Genomic DNA, 16,748 nt, shown 5'->3' on the forward strand with positions numbered 1-16,748 from the left:
GCCAGCCCGGCCGCGCCGATCCGCAGAACGGACAGGAGCGCGGACAAGACCAAGGGCATGGCCCCACCGAATCGCCGGAGACAAGCCAGATGGAAGCGATCCTCGACCAGACCCAGGACCAGAAAGCCGCGTCGGCGCCCGCCTTTGCCGGCACGCTGACCGACAAGCTGAAGGAGCAGTTCGAAGCCGGCCTGCTGTCCGACCCGGACCTGAACCCGGACTTCACCATCGCGCAGCCGCTGCACCGCTACACCGACGCCGACCACGCCGTCTGGCGCCAGCTGTACGCGCGCCAGGCCTCGATGCTGCGCGGCCGGGTCTGCGACGAATTCCTGCGCGGCCTGGACACGCTGGGCATGGACGCCGACCGCGTGCCCGACTTCGCCCGCCTGAACGACAAGCTGATGGCCGCCACCGGCTGGCAGGTGGTCGCGGTGCCGGGCCTGGTGCCGGACGAGGTCTTCTTCGAGCATCTGGCCAACCGGCGCTTTCCGGCCAGCTGGTGGATGCGCAAGCCGGAGCAGCTGGACTACCTGCAGGAGCCGGACTGCTTCCACGACGTGTTCGGCCACGTGCCGCTGCTGATCAACCCGGTCTTCGCCGATTACATGCAGGCCTACGGCCAGGGCGGCCTGAAGGCGGCCGGCATGGGCGCGCTCGACATGCTGGCGCGGCTGTACTGGTACACCGTCGAATTCGGCCTGATCCGCACGCCCGAGGGCCTGCGCATCTACGGCGCCGGCATCGTGTCGAGCCAGGGCGAGTCGATCTACAGCCTGGACTCGGCGAGCCCGAACCGGATCGGCTTCGACGTCCGCCGCATCATGCGCACCCGCTACCGGATCGACACCTTCCAGAAGACCTATTTCGTCATCGACAGCTTCGAACAGCTGTTCGAAGCGACCCGCCCGGACTTCACGCCGCTGTACGCCGAGCTGCGCCAGCAGCCGACGCTGGGCGCGGGCGACGTCGCCGAGGGCGACCAGGTGCTGCAGGTCGGCAACCGCGAGGGTTGGAGCGACAGCGACGATATCTGAGGCCGCTGCGTTCGGCGGCCCTTTGCGGGACGCCGGTTGCGCGCTGGTTCGCGCCGATTGCACGTCCGTTGCGCGCCTGTTCCACGCCATTCCGCCCCATTGCCGGGCTTTATGAAAGAATGCCGGCATGCCCGACCGCAACGGCCGGGCGGGCCGGCTCTGCCATTTTCCGATTTCGACTTTCCGGGCCTTGCCATCATGACGTCTGCCACCCTTTCCCCCTTGTCCGAACAGGAACGCGCGCCGCTGCTGGCGTCGCTGCCCGGCTGGACCGCGGTCGCCGATCGCGACGCTATCCACAAGCGCTTTACCTTCGCCGACTTCAACGCCGCCTTCGCCTTCATGACGCGCGTGGCGATGCAGGCCGAGAAGGCCGACCACCATCCCGAATGGTTCAACGTCTACAACCGCGTCGACATCACGCTGTCGACCCATGACGCCAACGGCCTGACCCAGCGCGATATCGACCTGGCGCGCTTCATCGAGCAGGCCGCGGCGACGCTGGCCAAGCGCTGAGCGCTGAGCGGCGGGCGCGCTGCCAACGGCGCGTTGCCAACGGCGCGTTGCCAAGGCATCGGGGCGGACCGCGAGGACCCGCCGCGTAACCCGATCGCGTAGCCCGATCGCAGGGCCGACCCGGGGGGCACACCGCGGGGCCCAGCGTGACCAACCGCGGTCCCCCGCCGCAAGCCAATCGAAAGGAAGGCCCACGCCTTGCGCGGTACAATCGGCGGCCAGGCGGGGCGCCCGGCACCCGAAGCGCGACGCCAGCCGCGCTACCTGCGGCGCTCCCCCAAGCATCCCTGCCGAACCCAGCCGAACCTTTCGCCCATGCGCATCCTGTTGATCGAAGACGACCGCCAGATCGCCAGCGGCGTCGAAGCCGGCCTGTTCCAGGCGGGCCACCAGGTGCGCGTCGTCCATGACGGGGTCTATGCCACCGAGCATCTGCTCAAGGAGCAGCACGACCTGGTGATCCTCGACCTGGGCCTGCCCGGCATCGACGGCATGACCCTGCTGTCGCGCTACCGCGCCCGCAACCGCACCACCCCGGTGCTGATCCTGACCGCGCGCGACGAACTCGAGGACAAGCTGTCCGGCCTGAACGCCGGCGCCGACGACTACCTGGTCAAGCCCTTTGCCTTTCCCGAACTGGAGGCGCGCGTGCGCGTGCTGCTGCGCCGCAGCCAGCATGGCGAGGCGGCGCCCGACCGCGACGTGCGGCTGGGCCGGCTGCGGCTGTCGGGCAGCGACCGGCGCATGTTCCTCGACGGCAAGCCGCTGGAACTGTCGCCGCGCGAGTTCGCGGTGCTCGAGCTGCTGCTGCAGCGGCAAGGGCGCGTGGTCAGCAAGGCCCAGCTGCAGGACCACCTGGCGACCTTCGCCCATCCGGCCGGCGATGGCGGCGACACCGTCGGCGATACCGCGATCGAGGTCTACGTCCATCGCGTGCGCAAGAAGCTCGAGGACAGCGACGTCGAGATCGTGACGGTGCGCGGCTTCGGCTACCTGCTGCAAAGCCGCGGCCAGGCCTAGCGCGAGGCGCGGCGTGCGGCGGCTCCAGGCGCCTCTGCGGAGCGCGCGCGGCGAAGGTCCATCCGGGGGCCAGGGCGGTACCGGGGGGACCAACGGCAACGGGGGGGCCGGCGGTTCTGGCGGGGCTGGCGGTTCCCGTTCAAACGGCGGCGGCGCCCAGCAGGTACGCCTGGCCTCGACCCAGAGCCTGCGCGTCCATCTGCTGCGGGCGCTGGCCACGCCGCTGTTCGCGCTGGTGCTCGCCAGCGGCTCGCTGTCCTACTGGCTCGCGGCGCACTACACCACGCAGGTGTTCGACCGCGCGCTGTACGGCGTCGCCAACAATATCGCCCAGCAGATCCGCATCGCCGGTCCCCGGCTCGAACACGACATCCCCGCGATCGCGCAGACCCTGGTCGAGGCCGAGGGCAGCGACCGCATCTACTGGCGCATCCACGGGCCGGACGGGCTGATCGGCGGCATGGATACCTGGCTGGGCTACGGCACCGGCCAGACCACGCTGCACGATGCGCGGCTGTTCTACGCCTGGTTCAGCGGACGGCAGGTACGGGCGGTGCGGCTGCCGGTGCATCTGGATCCGGTGCAGACGACCCCCGCCGATGGCGACATCGATACCACCGCCGACATGGCGAGCGGCGTGGCGGACAACGTAACCGACAGCGTGCCGAACGACGCCGCGGGCTCGGCCAGCGCGCCGCAGGCCGCCGGTTCGCCGTCACGCGGCCCCATCGTCGTCGAGGTGGCCGAGCTGCTGGACCGGCGCGAGACGGCCGCCAACGAAATCCTGCTGTCGGTATCGGTGCCGCTGATCCTGCTGCTGCTGGTCGGCAGCCTGATCCTGTCGCACGTGCTGAAGGAAGAGCTGGTGCCGCTGCAGATCCTGACTGACAAGCTGAACCGGCAGACCGCACGCTCGCTGGCCTCGCTCGACGAGACCCAGGTGCCGGCCGAGGTCGAGCCGCTGATCCGCGCGCTCAACGCGCTGCTGGCGCGGCTGCGCGACGCCCTCGACGCCCAGCGCAAGTTCATCGCCGATGCCGCACACCAGCTGCGCACGCCGCTGACCGCGGTCAAGCTGCATGCCGACCGCGCGGTGGAGGCGGAGAACCCCGAGGTCACGCGCCACGCGCTGCGCGAGCTGCAATCGGCGGCGGACCGCGCGGTGCGGCTGTCGAACCAGCTGCTGTCGCTGGCGCGCGCCGAGCCCGGCCTGTCGCTGGAGCGCCTCGGTCCGATCGAGCATTTCGACCTCGCGACGCTGGCCTTCGAGACCGGCGCCGAATGGGTGCCGCAGGCGCTGGCGCGCCATATCGACCTGGGTTTCGAGACGCTGCCGGGGCCGACCTTCACCGGCGCCGCGCCATCGATGGTGCGCGGCAACCGGCTGCTGCTGCGCGAGGCGCTGAACAATCTGATCGACAACGCGGTCAAGTATGTGCCCGCCGGCGGCCGCATCACCGTGCGCGCCGGCGGCGAGGCGATCGGCCATCGCGGCATGGCGGTGGTGATGATCGAGGACAACGGGCCCGGCATTGCGCCGGCGCGGCGCGAGGAGGTGTTCAAGCGCTTCTTCCGTGGCGACCATGTGCCCGGGCGCAGTCCCGAAGCCACCCCGGGCGGCGCCGGGCTGGGACTGGCGATCGTCCACGAGATCATCAGCCTGCATCACGGCAGCATCAGCATCGAGGACGTGCCCGAGGTGGAATCACGGCGCGAATCGCAGCGAGAATCACAAGGCGAATCACAAGGCGACTCGCAGCGCGCCGATGGCCAGGCGCGCGCGACCATGCGCTTCGTGATCCGGATTCCGTGCGAGGCGCCGGGCGCGGGCTAGCCCTGGACCGCGCCCCGGCGGCAGGGCTTCAGCGCTTGCCGTTGGGCGCCAGCATGGTGCCGCGGCAGTTCGGGCTGCCGCAGCGGCACTCGAACTCCTTCTTCAGCTTCTTCGTATAGCGGGCGTCGATCACCAGCCCGTAGTCGTAGAACAGTTCCTCGCCGGCCTCGATATCGCGCAGCGCGTGGATGAACACCCGGCCCTTCTTCTCGCGCGCCTCGCAGTTCGGTTCGCAGGCATGGTTGATCCAGCGCGAACGGTTGCCGCCGAACTTGGCGTCGAGCACGTCGCCGCCCTCGAGGCTGAAATAGAAGGTGTGGTTGGGGTCGGTCGGATCGTGCGGATGGCGATCCAGCGCGGTCTCCCACGAGATGCGTTCGCCCTTGTATTCGATGATCCGTTCGCCCGCGGCGATCGGCGCGATCGCATAGACGCCCTTGCCGTGCACGCCGGACTGGCGGACCTCGATGCGGTCCTTGGCGGTCCTGGGCTTCTTCTCTTTTGCCGCTTTTGCCGCTTTCCCCGCCTTTTCGACCTTTTCCAGCTCTTGCGCCTTCGCGGCCTTGCCCGCCTTGTCGCTCTTTTCTCCCTTGCTGTCCTGCTTGCGCTTCGACTGTTCGGCCATATCCGTCCTGTTTACCGTCTGTTTACCGTCGTCTGGTCTGTCTGCTGGTCGTGTGCCCGATGCCGGCGCCTGCCATCCGGGCGATGCGGGATGATACCCGCGCCGCGTGACGGTGCGTGGCTGGGCGTATACCTCGCTTTCCGCGTGACCACGTCTGACTTCCGCCTCACGCCGGCCTGACGCCTCGTTTCGCAAGGGCCGGCGATCGGTTAACGCAAGAACGTGCAAGAAGCGGTCCATCGGACACGCCGTCCGCCCGGCGTATACCGGTCGGCAGGGGTCGCGATGCGGGTCCGCTCTGTGGACAACCCGGCCTTCTTCTGTGGATAAGCACGCGGGTTTGATGTGGGCCGCCTGGGGCTGGCATGGGGATGCCTCGGGCATAAGTCCTAGCCTTGTCGGCGGGGTCCTCCACCGAACGGCTGAGTCATCCACCTGCCCCGGGATTTCGTCCCGATGGTTCTGCATTCGGTAAACCGTTGATTCGACTGATGTATACCGACTTGTCCACAGAAAGGGGGCGGGTTTACCTACTACTACTATCCGTATACATCAAAAGAACTATCTAAACCAAAGGGACTACGTCCCTCTGTCGGCTGCGAAGCGAAACGGGGAAAACGAGGTAAACCCCGCGGGCTGCGTTTACCTCCCTCGACGGGTATACGTCGGACGCGGTTACCCGCTCGACGCGTATACCCTGGGCAAGCCCATCGTTCGGGCAGCGGTATACGCCTGAACCTTGGCAGCCGAACGTCGACAAACCGGCGTATACCCAAGCCGGCAGCGGCCGGGACGCGACCGGAAGGCTTCGGAGCCCCTCAGAGGCCTTCAGAGGCCGGTTAACGCCCTGGACGGCACATGGCACGTCCGGGGCAAGCCGAGGCCGCCACGGGGCGTATACGGCCCCATGGACGACAGCGTATACGGCAGCGCATAGGGCGGCTTGTGCCGCCCGTAAACCGTCGCGATCCCCCCTCCCACCCCGGCAGGCCTTGTCCAGCCAAGGGTTGCTGTAACAATGTCGCGCGGGGACCGGTCGGCGTGACACGGTATGATGTGGCCCGCAGCGCCTTTTCCGGGGCCACGTCCGGCACACCGGGCGGGCGGGAAGGCAATGTGTTTTTTCAACTCGATACGGAGTGAAGCATGACGAAAACCGAACTGATCGACGCGATCGCCGCGGGTGTGGATGGTCTGACCAAGGCCAAGGCCGAGCAGGCACTGAACGTGACCCTGAACGCCATCATGGACGCCGTTGCCAAGGGCGACACCCTGAGCCTGATCGGCTTTGGTACGTTCAGCCAGGGCGAGCGTGGCGAACGCATGGCCCGCAACCCGCGTACCGGCGAAGAGATCAAGGTCGAAGCCGCGAAGACGGTCAAGTTCAAGGCCGGCCAGAAGTTCAAGGACGCCGTCAATCAGTAAGCTGTCGGGCGGTACCGACCAGCCCGGTTCTGCATGGTCCCGCCGTGCCGCCGCCCGTCGCCGCAAGGCGAGCGTGGGGCACTGGGCGGGAAATGTTATCCACAACGTAGCCGCAAGGCTTTTCCCCGTTTTTCCACCGGCATCGGCCGCTGGGCCGTGCGGCGCCCGATGCGGTGCCGCGAAGCCTGCCGCGGCGTGCCGGTTCCGCGTTCTCTCCCGTGTTTTTCCCGCATTCCACGGGCCTTGCAGCGCCATTGCGCGCCAATTACTCGTCGTAGCCCGCCGTTTTCAGGTCATGCCGATGCGCGCCTTGCCACCCGGATTTCCACAGCGTTATTCACATCGTTTCTCACATGATTTTCCACAGCGCTCCGCGGGTTTACCGGGACGTGCGTTGACCGTGCTGCGTACCCGTTTTTCCGTGCTTGCCGGCACGGTTGCCGCCTGCCTGCTGACCGCGTGCGCGACGCCCCCTTCCCAGCCGCCCTCGCCGCCGCCGACCGCGCGGCCGCAGGCGATGCCGTTGCCGCAGGCCCAGGTACAGGCGCCGGCACCGATGCCGGGCGCCACGCCGCGCCAGCGCATCGTGCAGATCGCGCTGCAGGAATGGCAGCGCTGGGGTGGCCAGACCATCCGCATCGGGCGCGACGACACCGCCTGCGTGGTCAGCAGTCCGCTGCCACCGCCGCCGCCGGCGCTGCCTGACGGCATCGAGGAGCTCCTGCAGAACGGCTCGCTGAACGCCTCGTCGGCCGATACCGACGAGAGCTTCGGCACCACCGCCGCGCCCGGCTGCGCCGGCTTTCCGGACGGCACCGGCATGGAAGCGACCCCGCAGGGCTGCGCGCTGGCGCAGCGTTATTGGGCGATCGTCGGCAAGGAGGTCGATTGCCAGCAGATCACCGAGGGACGATGGGCCTGGTCCGCGGTGTTCATTTCGTGGGTGCTGCGCCAGGCCGGGCTGAACGAGCGCCAGTTCCTGACCGGGCAATCGCATTCGATGTATGTGGTGGACGCGCGCGACGGCATCCTGCCTGCGCCGGCCTTCCGCCTCGAGCCGCTGCCGGCCATGCCGCGCCCCGGGGACATCCTGTGCGCCGGCCGCGGCCGCGACAAATACCTGAGCGGCGTCGACGAAATCGGCTTCGGCACCACGCCGATGCACTGCGATATCGTGGTCGAGATCGATGCCACCGCCCGCGTGGTCAAGACCATCGGCGGCAATCTGCAGCAGTCGGTGTCGATGGAACTGATCGAGCTGGGCGATTCGGGAATGGTGGATGGCTTCACGAATTCGCACGCGCCCTGGCTGGTGCTGATGCGCAACCAGTTGCCCTAAGCGGGGACGGAGGCGGCGGGCCTCGGGTGCCAGGCGTCAGCGGCGTTCGTGCCAGTTGCCGCCTCTGTCTCCGTCTCCATCGCGGCCGCCGCCCTCACCCCCGTTCTCGCCCTCACCGTCGTAGTCGTTGTCGTCGATCTCCGCATCGGCATCCGCATCGGCATCCGCATCGACATCCCCATCGACATCGACATCGACATCGACATCGACATCGGCCAGATCGCGGAACAGGTCCAGCTGCGCGGTGTCGGGATCGCTGGTCGCCACGCCGACGCCCAGCAGCCGTACCGGCAGCCGCCGCCGCGCATGGCCCTCGGCCAGCAACCGTGCGTAGACGGCGCGGTCCGGCATCTGCCCGCGGCATTCGACCGTGGTCTGGCGAAAATCCGAGAAACGCAGCTTGACCGTGAGCTTGTGGATCACGTGCTGCGCGCCGGCCCGCGCGATGCGGGCCTCCAGCTGCGCGATCAGCGGGTCGAGCTCGGCCAGGCACGCCGGCAGGTCGGGCAGGTCGTCGGCATAGGTCTCCTCGACGCTGATCGACTTGCGCTCGCGCTCGGGCGACACGCGCCGCTCGTCGATGCCGCGGCACAGGTTGTAGAGCCGGCCGCCGAAACTGCCGAAGTGCCGATGAAACAGGTCCGGCGTCCAGGCCCGCAGATCCGCGCACGTCTTGACGCCGAGGCGGTTGAGCTTGGCCGCAGTAACCCGCCCGACGCCATGGATGCGCTCGACCGGCAAGGCGGCGACGAAGGCGTCGACCGCTTCGGGCCGCACCACGAACAGGCCATCGGGCTTGTTCCAGTCGCTGGCGATCTTGGCGATGAACTTGCTCGGGCCGACGCCGGCCGAGACCGTGACGCCGACCTCCTCGCGCACGCGCCGGCGGATCTCCTCGGCAATGCGCGTGGCGCTGCCCTGGTGCTGGCGGCACGCGCTGACGTCCAGATAGGCCTCATCCAGCGACAGCGGCTCGACCAGTTCGGTGTATTCGCGGTAGATGCCGAAGATCCGGCGCGACGCTTCCTTGTACTTGTCCATCGCCGGCCGCAGGATCAGCAGCTCGGGACAGCGCTTGACCGCCTGCGCCGACGACATCGCCGAGCGCACGCCATAGGCGCGCGCCTCGTAGTTGCAGGTCGCGATCACGCCGCGCCGGTCCGGCGAGCCGCCGACCGCCATCGGCCGGCCGCGCAGCGAGGGGTCGTCGCGCATCTCGACCGAGGCATAGAAGGCGTCGCAGTCGCAATGGATGATCTTGCGCAGCGGTGGGGCCGGCGTGCTGGTCATGGGCGTTCGATTATTCGTGGCAATAATCAAATGCTGCCGAGCCGGCACCAGCAACATCCGTCACATCGATGGAAACGCACCGAATCGTTCGAATTACCGGCATGGTGATTGTCCGCGGCCAACCGCTCGTCAGGCAGAATCATGGTGCCGATGAATGATCAGGCATTTCCCACGAATCGTTTCATCGATGCTGTCGATGAATCAGTCCACCGCCACCGCGGGCGGACGACGCCGCGACATCCAGAAACCCTCCAGCGCATAGAGCGCCAGCGATACCCAGATCATCGCGTAGCCCAGCTGCTTGTCGGCCGGGAACGGCTCGTGATACAGCCAGACGCCCAGCAGCAGCTGCAGCGTCGGGCCGGTGTACTGCAGCAGGCCCAGCAGCGACAGCGGGATGCGCCGCGCCGCCGCGGCGAAGAACAGCAGCGGCACCGCGGTGACCGGTCCCGCCATCGCGACGAGCAGCTGCACGCCCAGGCTCGCATGGGCAAAGCCTGCCTGGCCGGTGGCGAACATCCACGCCAGCGCGCCGGCGGCGAACGGGAACAGCAGCAGCGTCTCCAGCGACAGCCCCTCCAGCGCGCCCAGTGCCGCGGTCTTGCGCAGCAGGCCATAGCCGCCGAAGGTGCCGGCCAGCGCCAGCGCGATCCACGGCAGCTGCCCGGCGGCGAAGGTCAGCCACACCACGCCGGCGGCCGCCAGCGCGATCGAAACCCATTGCGCCGGCCGCAGCCGCTCGCGCAGGAACACCACGCCGAGCAGCACGCTGAACAGCGGATTGATGAAGTAGCCCAGGCTCGCATCGACCACGCGGTCGTTGGACACCGCCCAGATATAGAGGAACCAGTTGCCGCACAGCAGCGTGGCGCTGGCGACGAAGCCGAGCAGCAGGCGGCGATCCGACCAGACCGCGCGCAGCCAGCCCCATTGCCGGCGGATCGCCAGGATGGCGCCAAGCAGCACGAGCGACCACACCATCCGGTGCAGCAGGATCTCGAGGGGCGCGATGCCGTGGAGGGACTTGATGTACAGGGGCAGCAGCCCCCAGATGATGTACGCCAGCAGGGCGTAGAGTATGCCGGTCTGCATCGGAGAATCCTCTCAGAAGCAGGGGATTCTACCGGTGCGGACCGAGCCTTGCAGGCGGCGTGAAGCCGCCCGCAAGGAAGACAGCGGAACGCCGATTACAGCTTGCGGGCGAAGCTGAACTGCGCGAAGCCCTGCTCGGCGACGTTGAACCACGCGGCCTGGTTGTTGCGGAACACGCGCCAGTCGTCGTAGATCTTCTTGAACGACGGGTTCTTGCCGTTTTCCTCGGCGTAGGCGTCCTGGGTCGCCTTGAAGCACGCCTCCATGATCTCGCGCGAGAACGGGCGCAGCTTGACGCCGTTCTCCAGCAGGCGCGCCAGCGCTTGCGGGTTGACGGTGTCGTACTTGGCCATCATCGTGGTGTGCGCTTCGAAGGTCGCGGTCTCCAGCGCGCGCTTGTACAGCGCCGGCAGCTTCTCGAATTCGCTGGCCGAGGCATAGAACGACAACTGCGCGCTGCCTTCCCACCAGCCCGGGTAGTAGTAGAACGGCGCGACCTTGAAGAAGCCCAGCTTCTCGTCGTCATACGGGCCGACCCATTCGGCGGCATCGATGGTGCCCTTCTCCAGCGCCGGATAGATGTCGCCCCCGGCGATCTGCTGCGGCACCACGCCCAGGCGCGACAGCACCACGCCGGCGAAACCGGCGACGCGGTACTTCAGGCCCTGCAGGTCGGCGACGGTGCGGATCTCCTTGCGGAACCAGCCGCCCATCTGCGCGTTGGTGTTGCCGCCCAGGAAGTTGACGACGTTGTATTCCTTGAAGAACTCGCGCATCAGCTTCATGCCGTTGCCCTGCACCATCCACGCGGTCTGCTGGCGCGCGGTCAGGCCGAACGGGATGGTGGTGTCGAAGCACAGCGTCGGGTTCTTGCCGAAGTAGTAGTAGCCGGCGGTGTGGCCGATCTGCACGGTGTTGTTCTGCACGGCGTCCAGCACCTGCAGGCCCGGCACGATTTCGCCGGCGGCGAACACCTTGATGTTGAACTTGCCGTCGGTCAGTTCCTTGACCCGGTTGGACAGCGTCTCGGCGCCGCCGTAGATGGTGTCGAGCGATTTCGGAAAGCTCGACGCCAGGCGCCATTCGACGGCCGGATTGCTGCCGACCACGGCAGGCGCGGCGGGCGTTCCGGGCGCGCTGGCCGGGGCCGGGGCGGCGGCCTGCTCTTGCTTGCCGCAGGCGGCCAGGGCACCGGTGGCGGCCACGGCCGACGCTTTCAACAGAAAGGAACGACGTTCCATCGACTACTCTCCTCGTTTTCGAATTTTGATCCGGCCGAAGGCGAGAGAGTGCGTCGACTCCAGCGCTGGCCGGGGACGCGCGGCAAGCCGTGGTACGACAGCGCGCAACAACGGGCCTGTTACCGGCGCACCCGCCGACGTGGCAGCTTGCGCCGATAACAGGCCCGGATTCACCCCTTGGTTGCCCGCTCATACCCGTTCCAGCAGGCTGATCGATTATAGCGGTGCCCAATTCGCCACGGGGCCGCGCCAGTGTCCGGGTTTTCGCTAGGAAAGTGCGGTATGACGCGCCCTGGCGGGCCGCGATTCGCGGCTGATTCCCTGCCCCTCCACGACCGATCCGCGCCGATCCGCCGTGTTTGCCTCCGTGGCCGACCGTACGCTTTCGTTACCTGGAGTGCACGGCCGATGGATTTTGTAACCTCTCTTGCTGTCCAATCAGGCCGGCTGATAAAACCGTCGGTCCGGCACGGCCGAAGCCCGTAGCCTGCCGTTGTACGTTGCCGCTGCACCTTGCGGCTGCACCTCGCCGCTGTACCTTGCCGTTGCACTTTCGCCGCTGTCCTGTTGTCACCGCATGCCGTTGTCCGCGTCGTCTTCCTCTCGCCGCCGTTCGCTGAACCGGTCCACCCGCCGTTCGTCAGTCCGATCGCCCGTACTGCCGCGTCCGCGCTGGCCGTATCTGGCCGGCCTGGCGGCCTGGGGTATCGCCGCCTGCGCGCAGACGCCGCCGGCGCCGGAGCCGATCGCGCCGCCGGTGTTTGCGCCCACCGCCCCGGTGCCCGCGGTGGCGCAGCTGTCGAGCTGGCCATCGAATCCGGCGCAGCATCCAGCGCCGAACCAGACGCAGCGCTCATCGCAGAATCAAACGCAGACCCAAACGGACAACCAGCCGGCCGCTGCGGCGCAGGCGGCAAGCCCCGCACCCGGGCAGCCGCCGGCTGAAGCGGACCCGCTGGCGGGCCTGCTTCAGCGGGAAGCGCAGGCGACCGCCCCGGCCGACGCCGCCACCGAAACGCTGAACCTGCCGCCCGCCGATACCCCCGAACAGACCGCGCTGGCCGAGCTCGACCCCGGCCTGGTGGGCCCGCCGGAGCCACTGCCCCCCGCGCCGCCGCCGGTGGTGCTGTTTCCCAACCGGCTGGGCGAGTTCATGCCCGAGGCCATGGCTTCGGCGGGCGGCGATGCGGCGCCGAGCGATGCGCCGCCGGTGTTCGCCTCCAACCTGCCGAGCACCGAGCCGGCCGAGGAGACCGTCTGGAGCCTGTCGTACAGCGGACGCGCGGCCTACGAGGACAACACCCATGCGATGCGGGCCTGCCCGGGCGGCAGCCTGTCGACCGGCATCGGCCTTGGCGTGGCCTGCCAGAGCAGCGGCGAGGTCAAGCTGCGCGAGCAGCTCTATACGCTGGACGGCGGCGCTGCGATCGAGGTGGTCGCGCAGGCGCGCGGCACCAACACCACCACCATCGACGGGCGCCCCGCCCCGGTCGATCCCTATCAGCTGATCCCGCAGTTCTATACCGCGGTCAAGGGCATCGCCGCGCTCGACGGCGCCACCATGTGGGCCGGGCGGCGCGATACCTCGCCGTTCCTGATGTCGTCGGGCCTGCTGCCGCCGACCTCCAGCGCGCTGCGTTTCGGCGTCGACGACGCCAAGCTCGCCGGTGTCGGCCTGAGCTACCAGTACACCGCCCGCAACGACACCAACGGGCAGCATCTGCCCAGCTATCACTCGGTGCGCACCTCACCGATCGGCGTGAACGACAAGGGCACGCTGCAGCTGGGCTTCACGCGCGTCGAGGCCGACGCGCTGGCCGACGCCGCCGGCAATGCCTGGTGGGCGTCGGCGATGCACGAGCAGAAAGGCGTGCTGGCCGGCACCAACCGCTTCGGCCTGCAATACGGCACCGGCAGCCGTACCGCGATGACCGGCTACTCGGGCATGGGCGACACGCTGTCGCGCGTGCGGGTCGCCGAATCGATGGAATGGAAGGGCCGCTCGGGCCTGATCGGCTCGGTCGAATCGAGCCTGCAATACGACCGCTCGGCGCTGGGCACGCTGCAATGGATGACCACGCGCGTGCGCCCGGCCTACGCGCCGACCGAGCGCTTCCGCCTGAGCTTCGAGGTCGCGCACGACCAGATCTCGTCCGGCTTTGGCGTCAGCGGCCAGCGCACCGCGCTGACGGTGGCGCCGACGCTGACGCTGGGCAAGGCCGCCGGCAACGCCAATCTGCGCGCCTTCTACACCTACAGCCGCGCCAACGACGTCGACGGCATCAGCTTCGCGGCGCCGGCCGACGCCTGGGCCTCGCAGGCCACGGGCTCGATCTTCGGGATCCAGCTCAATCGGCGCTGGTAGGGGTGGCGCTGCCGGCGGGGCTGCCGATGCGGCCGTCGACGGCGCCGCTGACGGGGCGGCGGACGGGACCGCGGACCGGACCGATCTCCGCGCGATCAGCGGCACTCGCGGCGGCACTCGCGGCGGCACTAGCGGCGGCGCAACCGGACCCGGTTCGGGTCGCACTGCCGCGCGGTGCGGGCCGCAGCAGCCAATGGAACACCAGCGTCGCCGTCAGCGCACCGGCGCATTGCGCCAGCACGAAGCCCGGCACATCGATCGCGCGGATACCGGTGAAGGTCGCGGTCAGCGCGCACGCCAGCGTCAGCGCCGGATTGGCGAACGAGGTCGAGGCGGTGAACCAGTAGCCCGCGGCGATATAGCCGGCGACCGCGAACGGCAGCAGCGCGGGCCGGGCGTGGGCGGTGCCCATTGCGACGCCGATCAGGCCGAAGGTCGCCAGGAATTCGCTCCACCACAGCGGCGCGCCGGTGCGCGCCTGCTCCGACCAGGCCAGCAGCGGCTCGCCGAACATCAGATGGACCGCCACCACGCCGGCGACCGCCCCCACCAGCTGCACGGCGACATAGCGCAACGCCTCGCGCGCCGGCAGCATGCCGCGCAGCCAGGCCGACAGCGTGACCGCCGGATTCAGATGGCCGCCCGACATGCCGCCGAATGCCAGCAGCAGCGCGGCCAGGCCCGCGCCGCCCGCCAGCGAGTTGACCAGCAGGGCCAGCGCCACATTGCCCGCCGCGAGCCGCTCGGCGCGCAGCCCGGAGCCGATCACCACCGCGACCAGCAGCGCCGTGCCGAGGGCCTCGGCGACCAGTCTGCGCGCCAGCGGGATTGCGAACTCAGCCGGTGCATCGACCCGTGCATCGACCCGTGCATCCACCGGTGCATCCACCGGTGCATCAACTGGTGCATTAACGGGTGCATTAACGGGTGCATCGGCCCGTGCATCGACGGAGGCGGCATCTGCCGCAGACATGGCGCAAGGACGGCGGGTGGACATCGAACGCGGAGCGAAGGTGGACACGGATCCGCGCGCGGCACGGTGCGGTCCTGCGCGGAGCGCGCAGTGTTCCGTCCGCCCCGCCCGCCGTCAATGCGCGCCGGCGCAGTTGTGTCCTGACCCGCGGTATCGAATGCGCGGCGCACCCTCCGTCCTGCGCGGTGCGCCGCCTGTGCGGCCTGCGTGTGCGCCGGGCGTGCGCGCTAGCCGAAGCGCACGCAATAGACCGGCGGCAGATGCGCCGACACGCACGCCCACCGTTCACCGCCGTTCTCCGAGACCCACAGGCCGCCGGTGGTCGACCCCATCGCCAGCCGATCGCCGCTGTCGTCGACCGCCAGGCCGTGGCGATAGATCAGGTCGTAGGCCGGCGGCGTCGGCAGGCCTTCGTCGAAGACCTCGAAGCTGCGGCCGCCGTCGCGCGTGCGGGACACCACCAGCCTGCCGTCGACCGGCACGCGGCATTCGTCCTTGGTCGCCGGCGCGAACCACGCGGTCTCGGGATCGCGCGGATGCACCGCGACGGCAAAGCCGAACTTCGACGGCCCGCCTTCGATGCGCCGCCAGCTGGCGCCGCCATCCTCGGAGCGGAAGATGCCGTCGTGATGCTGCACCCACAGCGCATCTGGCTGGGCCGGGCATTGCACCATGTAGTGCGGGTCCTGGATGTTGGGGTCCTCGCTGCGCTCGGGCGGCATATAGCCCGCCTTCATGCCGCGCGTGGTGGCCTCCCAGCTGTCGCCCCCGTTGCGGGTCTGCCAGACCCCGCCGCACGAGATCGCGACCGACACATGGCGGCTGTCGCGCGGATCGACGCAGATCGAATGGATGCCGGGATAGTCGTAGCCGCCGCCGAACCATTCGGCGCGCTCGGGCCGGTCCCACAGCGGCCGGTTCAGCGCCCAGCTTGCGCCGCCATCGCCGGAGCGGAACAGGCCGCCCGGAATGGTGCCGGCCCACAGCACGCCGGGCTCGTCGGCGCCGCCCGCCTCGAGCACCCACAACTGCTGCAGGGACCAGGGCGCGGGCTTGGGCGCGTCCGGGTCCGTGGGGGCGTTGGCGGCCGCGGCCTGCTCTTCCGGCTGCGGCGGATAGACCGGCACCGCGCAGGCGGTCCACTCGTTCTGGCCGCGCGCGCGGCGCCACAGCTTGACGCCGAAGTGGCCCAGATTCAATGCGGCATAGAGCGTGCCGTCACGCGGGTCGGACAGCACCATGCTGACCGGCTCGCCGAGAAAATGCACCTGGGTTTGCTGCCACCGTCCATCGGGCTGGCGTTCGATTTCGAACAGGCCCTTGCGCGTGGCCACGAGAAGTCGGTCGTTCATCGTTCAGGTCTCCTGGTATCGGCCGCCGGTCGCGTGGCCGTCGGCGCGTTGGCTGCCGGAGCGTGAAGCTCGCGGTGTGAAGCGTCGATGCGTGATGGATTGATGCGTGACGTGCCGATGCGCGAAATGTCGATGCGCGGAACGTCGACTCGCCTCGGGCCTTGTGCCTGCGCCCCGGCTGCTATCCACCGGACAGCGCCTGCACCACGTACACCTTGCTGTCTTCGCGCAATGCATCGCTGAGCCGTTGCCGGTCGCGGATCATGGTGCCGTCGATGAAGACGGTCACATGGCGGCGCAACTGGTTCTGGTCGTCGAGGATGTAGCCGCGCAACTCGGGCTGCTCCGCGAACACCGCGTCAAGCGCGGCGCGCACCGAGGCGGCGGACAGGTGACGGTCCGGCGTGGGGACATGGCGCTGGATCGCCGGCGCGAAGGTGATATGGGCCATGGTGCAGCGGTGGTGGGGAGCGCAAAAAACGGTCACTACAGTGTAGGCGCTCGGCGCTGCGCGGGAAGGAAGAATGCTGCGAAATGCGGCCCGCTCGAATGTGGACAGCGCCGTCAGAACCGGCGTCTTTGCCGCTGTCGCGACAAAGACGCCGCCTGGCAGTCCTGTCTTTTTTTCACGTCGTGTTA

The 16,748-nt window shown here is 68.8% G+C and carries 14 protein-coding genes; 7 read left to right on the forward strand and 7 right to left on the reverse strand.

Annotated features, from left to right (window positions below; genetic code table 11):
- The first annotated feature begins 89 nt into the window (after positions 1-89).
- The 4 genes from phhA to K7G19_RS14345 all read left to right on the forward strand — a co-directional run bounded on the left by phhA (position 90) and on the right by K7G19_RS14345 (position 4,407).
- Positions 90-1,037 (forward strand): phenylalanine 4-monooxygenase, encoded by a 948-nt coding sequence (phhA, locus tag K7G19_RS14330; RefSeq protein ID WP_149317454.1) that lies wholly within the window; start codon positions 90-92, stop codon positions 1,035-1,037.
- A gap of 198 nt (positions 1,038-1,235) precedes the next feature.
- The gene (locus K7G19_RS14335; RefSeq protein WP_149317453.1) at positions 1,236-1,553 is read left to right on the forward strand and encodes a 4a-hydroxytetrahydrobiopterin dehydratase; all 318 of its coding nucleotides are present in this window, start codon (positions 1,236-1,238) and stop codon (positions 1,551-1,553) included.
- 315 nt (positions 1,554-1,868) lie between these two features.
- Positions 1,869-2,573: a response regulator transcription factor gene (locus K7G19_RS14340; RefSeq protein ID WP_023263551.1), complete on the forward strand. Its 705-nt coding sequence runs from the start codon at positions 1,869-1,871 to the stop codon at positions 2,571-2,573.
- A gap of 169 nt (positions 2,574-2,742) precedes the next feature.
- Positions 2,743-4,407 carry a sensor histidine kinase gene (locus K7G19_RS14345; RefSeq protein WP_226108156.1) on the forward strand — a complete coding sequence of 555 codons (1,665 nt, stop codon included), beginning with the start codon at positions 2,743-2,745 and terminating at the stop codon, positions 4,405-4,407.
- A 28-nt stretch (positions 4,408-4,435) separates the two neighbouring features.
- Here the strand turns inward: K7G19_RS14345 and K7G19_RS14350 are convergent, their stop codons facing one another.
- A complete protein-coding gene (locus tag K7G19_RS14350) occupies positions 4,436-5,032 on the reverse strand; it encodes an SET domain-containing protein (protein WP_226107821.1) in 597 nt (198 codons plus the stop codon).
- 1,146 nt (positions 5,033-6,178) lie between these two features.
- Here K7G19_RS14350 and K7G19_RS14355 point away from each other — a divergent pair.
- Both K7G19_RS14355 and K7G19_RS14360 read left to right on the forward strand, forming a co-directional pair.
- The gene (locus K7G19_RS14355) at positions 6,179-6,457 is read left to right on the forward strand and encodes an HU family DNA-binding protein (RefSeq protein ID WP_006579334.1); all 279 of its coding nucleotides are present in this window, start codon (positions 6,179-6,181) and stop codon (positions 6,455-6,457) included.
- Between the two features lie 301 nt (positions 6,458-6,758).
- On the forward strand, positions 6,759-7,796 hold the full coding sequence (locus K7G19_RS14360) for a DUF2272 domain-containing protein (RefSeq protein WP_370639544.1): 1,038 nt from the start codon (positions 6,759-6,761) through the stop codon (positions 7,794-7,796).
- A 36-nt stretch (positions 7,797-7,832) separates the two neighbouring features.
- On the opposite strand, the gene dinB is transcribed toward K7G19_RS14360, so the two are convergent.
- From dinB to K7G19_RS14375, 3 genes are all read right to left on the reverse strand, one after another.
- Positions 7,833-9,086 carry a DNA polymerase IV gene (gene dinB / locus K7G19_RS14365; RefSeq protein WP_226107823.1) on the reverse strand — a complete coding sequence of 418 codons (1,254 nt, stop codon included), beginning with the start codon at positions 9,084-9,086 and terminating at the stop codon, positions 7,833-7,835.
- A 201-nt stretch (positions 9,087-9,287) separates the two neighbouring features.
- A complete protein-coding gene (gene rarD, locus K7G19_RS14370; protein ID WP_226107824.1) occupies positions 9,288-10,178 on the reverse strand; it encodes an EamA family transporter RarD in 891 nt (296 codons plus the stop codon).
- A 95-nt stretch (positions 10,179-10,273) separates the two neighbouring features.
- Positions 10,274-11,419, reverse strand: a complete 1,146-nt coding sequence (locus K7G19_RS14375; protein ID WP_226107825.1) for a TRAP transporter substrate-binding protein — start codon at positions 11,417-11,419, stop codon at positions 10,274-10,276.
- Positions 11,420-11,996: 577 nt separating this feature from the next.
- Here K7G19_RS14375 and K7G19_RS14380 point away from each other — a divergent pair.
- Positions 11,997-13,784 carry a carbohydrate porin gene (locus tag K7G19_RS14380; RefSeq protein WP_226107826.1) on the forward strand — a complete coding sequence of 596 codons (1,788 nt, stop codon included), beginning with the start codon at positions 11,997-11,999 and terminating at the stop codon, positions 13,782-13,784.
- On the opposite strand, the gene K7G19_RS14385 is transcribed toward K7G19_RS14380, so the two are convergent.
- From K7G19_RS14385 to K7G19_RS14395, 3 genes are all read right to left on the reverse strand, one after another.
- On the reverse strand, positions 13,768-14,613 hold the full coding sequence (locus tag K7G19_RS14385) for an aquaporin (protein ID WP_370639557.1): 846 nt from the start codon (positions 14,611-14,613) through the stop codon (positions 13,768-13,770). The two genes, K7G19_RS14380 and K7G19_RS14385, sit on opposite strands and share 17 nt — an antisense overlap.
- A 371-nt stretch (positions 14,614-14,984) precedes the next feature.
- A complete protein-coding gene (locus K7G19_RS14390) occupies positions 14,985-16,109 on the reverse strand; it encodes an exo-alpha-sialidase (RefSeq protein WP_226107830.1) in 1,125 nt (374 codons plus the stop codon).
- A 181-nt stretch (positions 16,110-16,290) separates the two neighbouring features.
- Positions 16,291-16,560: a MoaD/ThiS family protein gene (locus tag K7G19_RS14395; RefSeq protein ID WP_149317445.1), complete on the reverse strand. Its 270-nt coding sequence runs from the start codon at positions 16,558-16,560 to the stop codon at positions 16,291-16,293.
- Positions 16,561-16,748: the final 188 nt, after the last annotated feature.

Origin of the sequence: Cupriavidus sp. DB3 (assembly GCF_020418465.1) — a bacterium.
GTDB lineage: Bacteria > Pseudomonadota > Gammaproteobacteria > Burkholderiales > Burkholderiaceae > Cupriavidus > Cupriavidus cauae.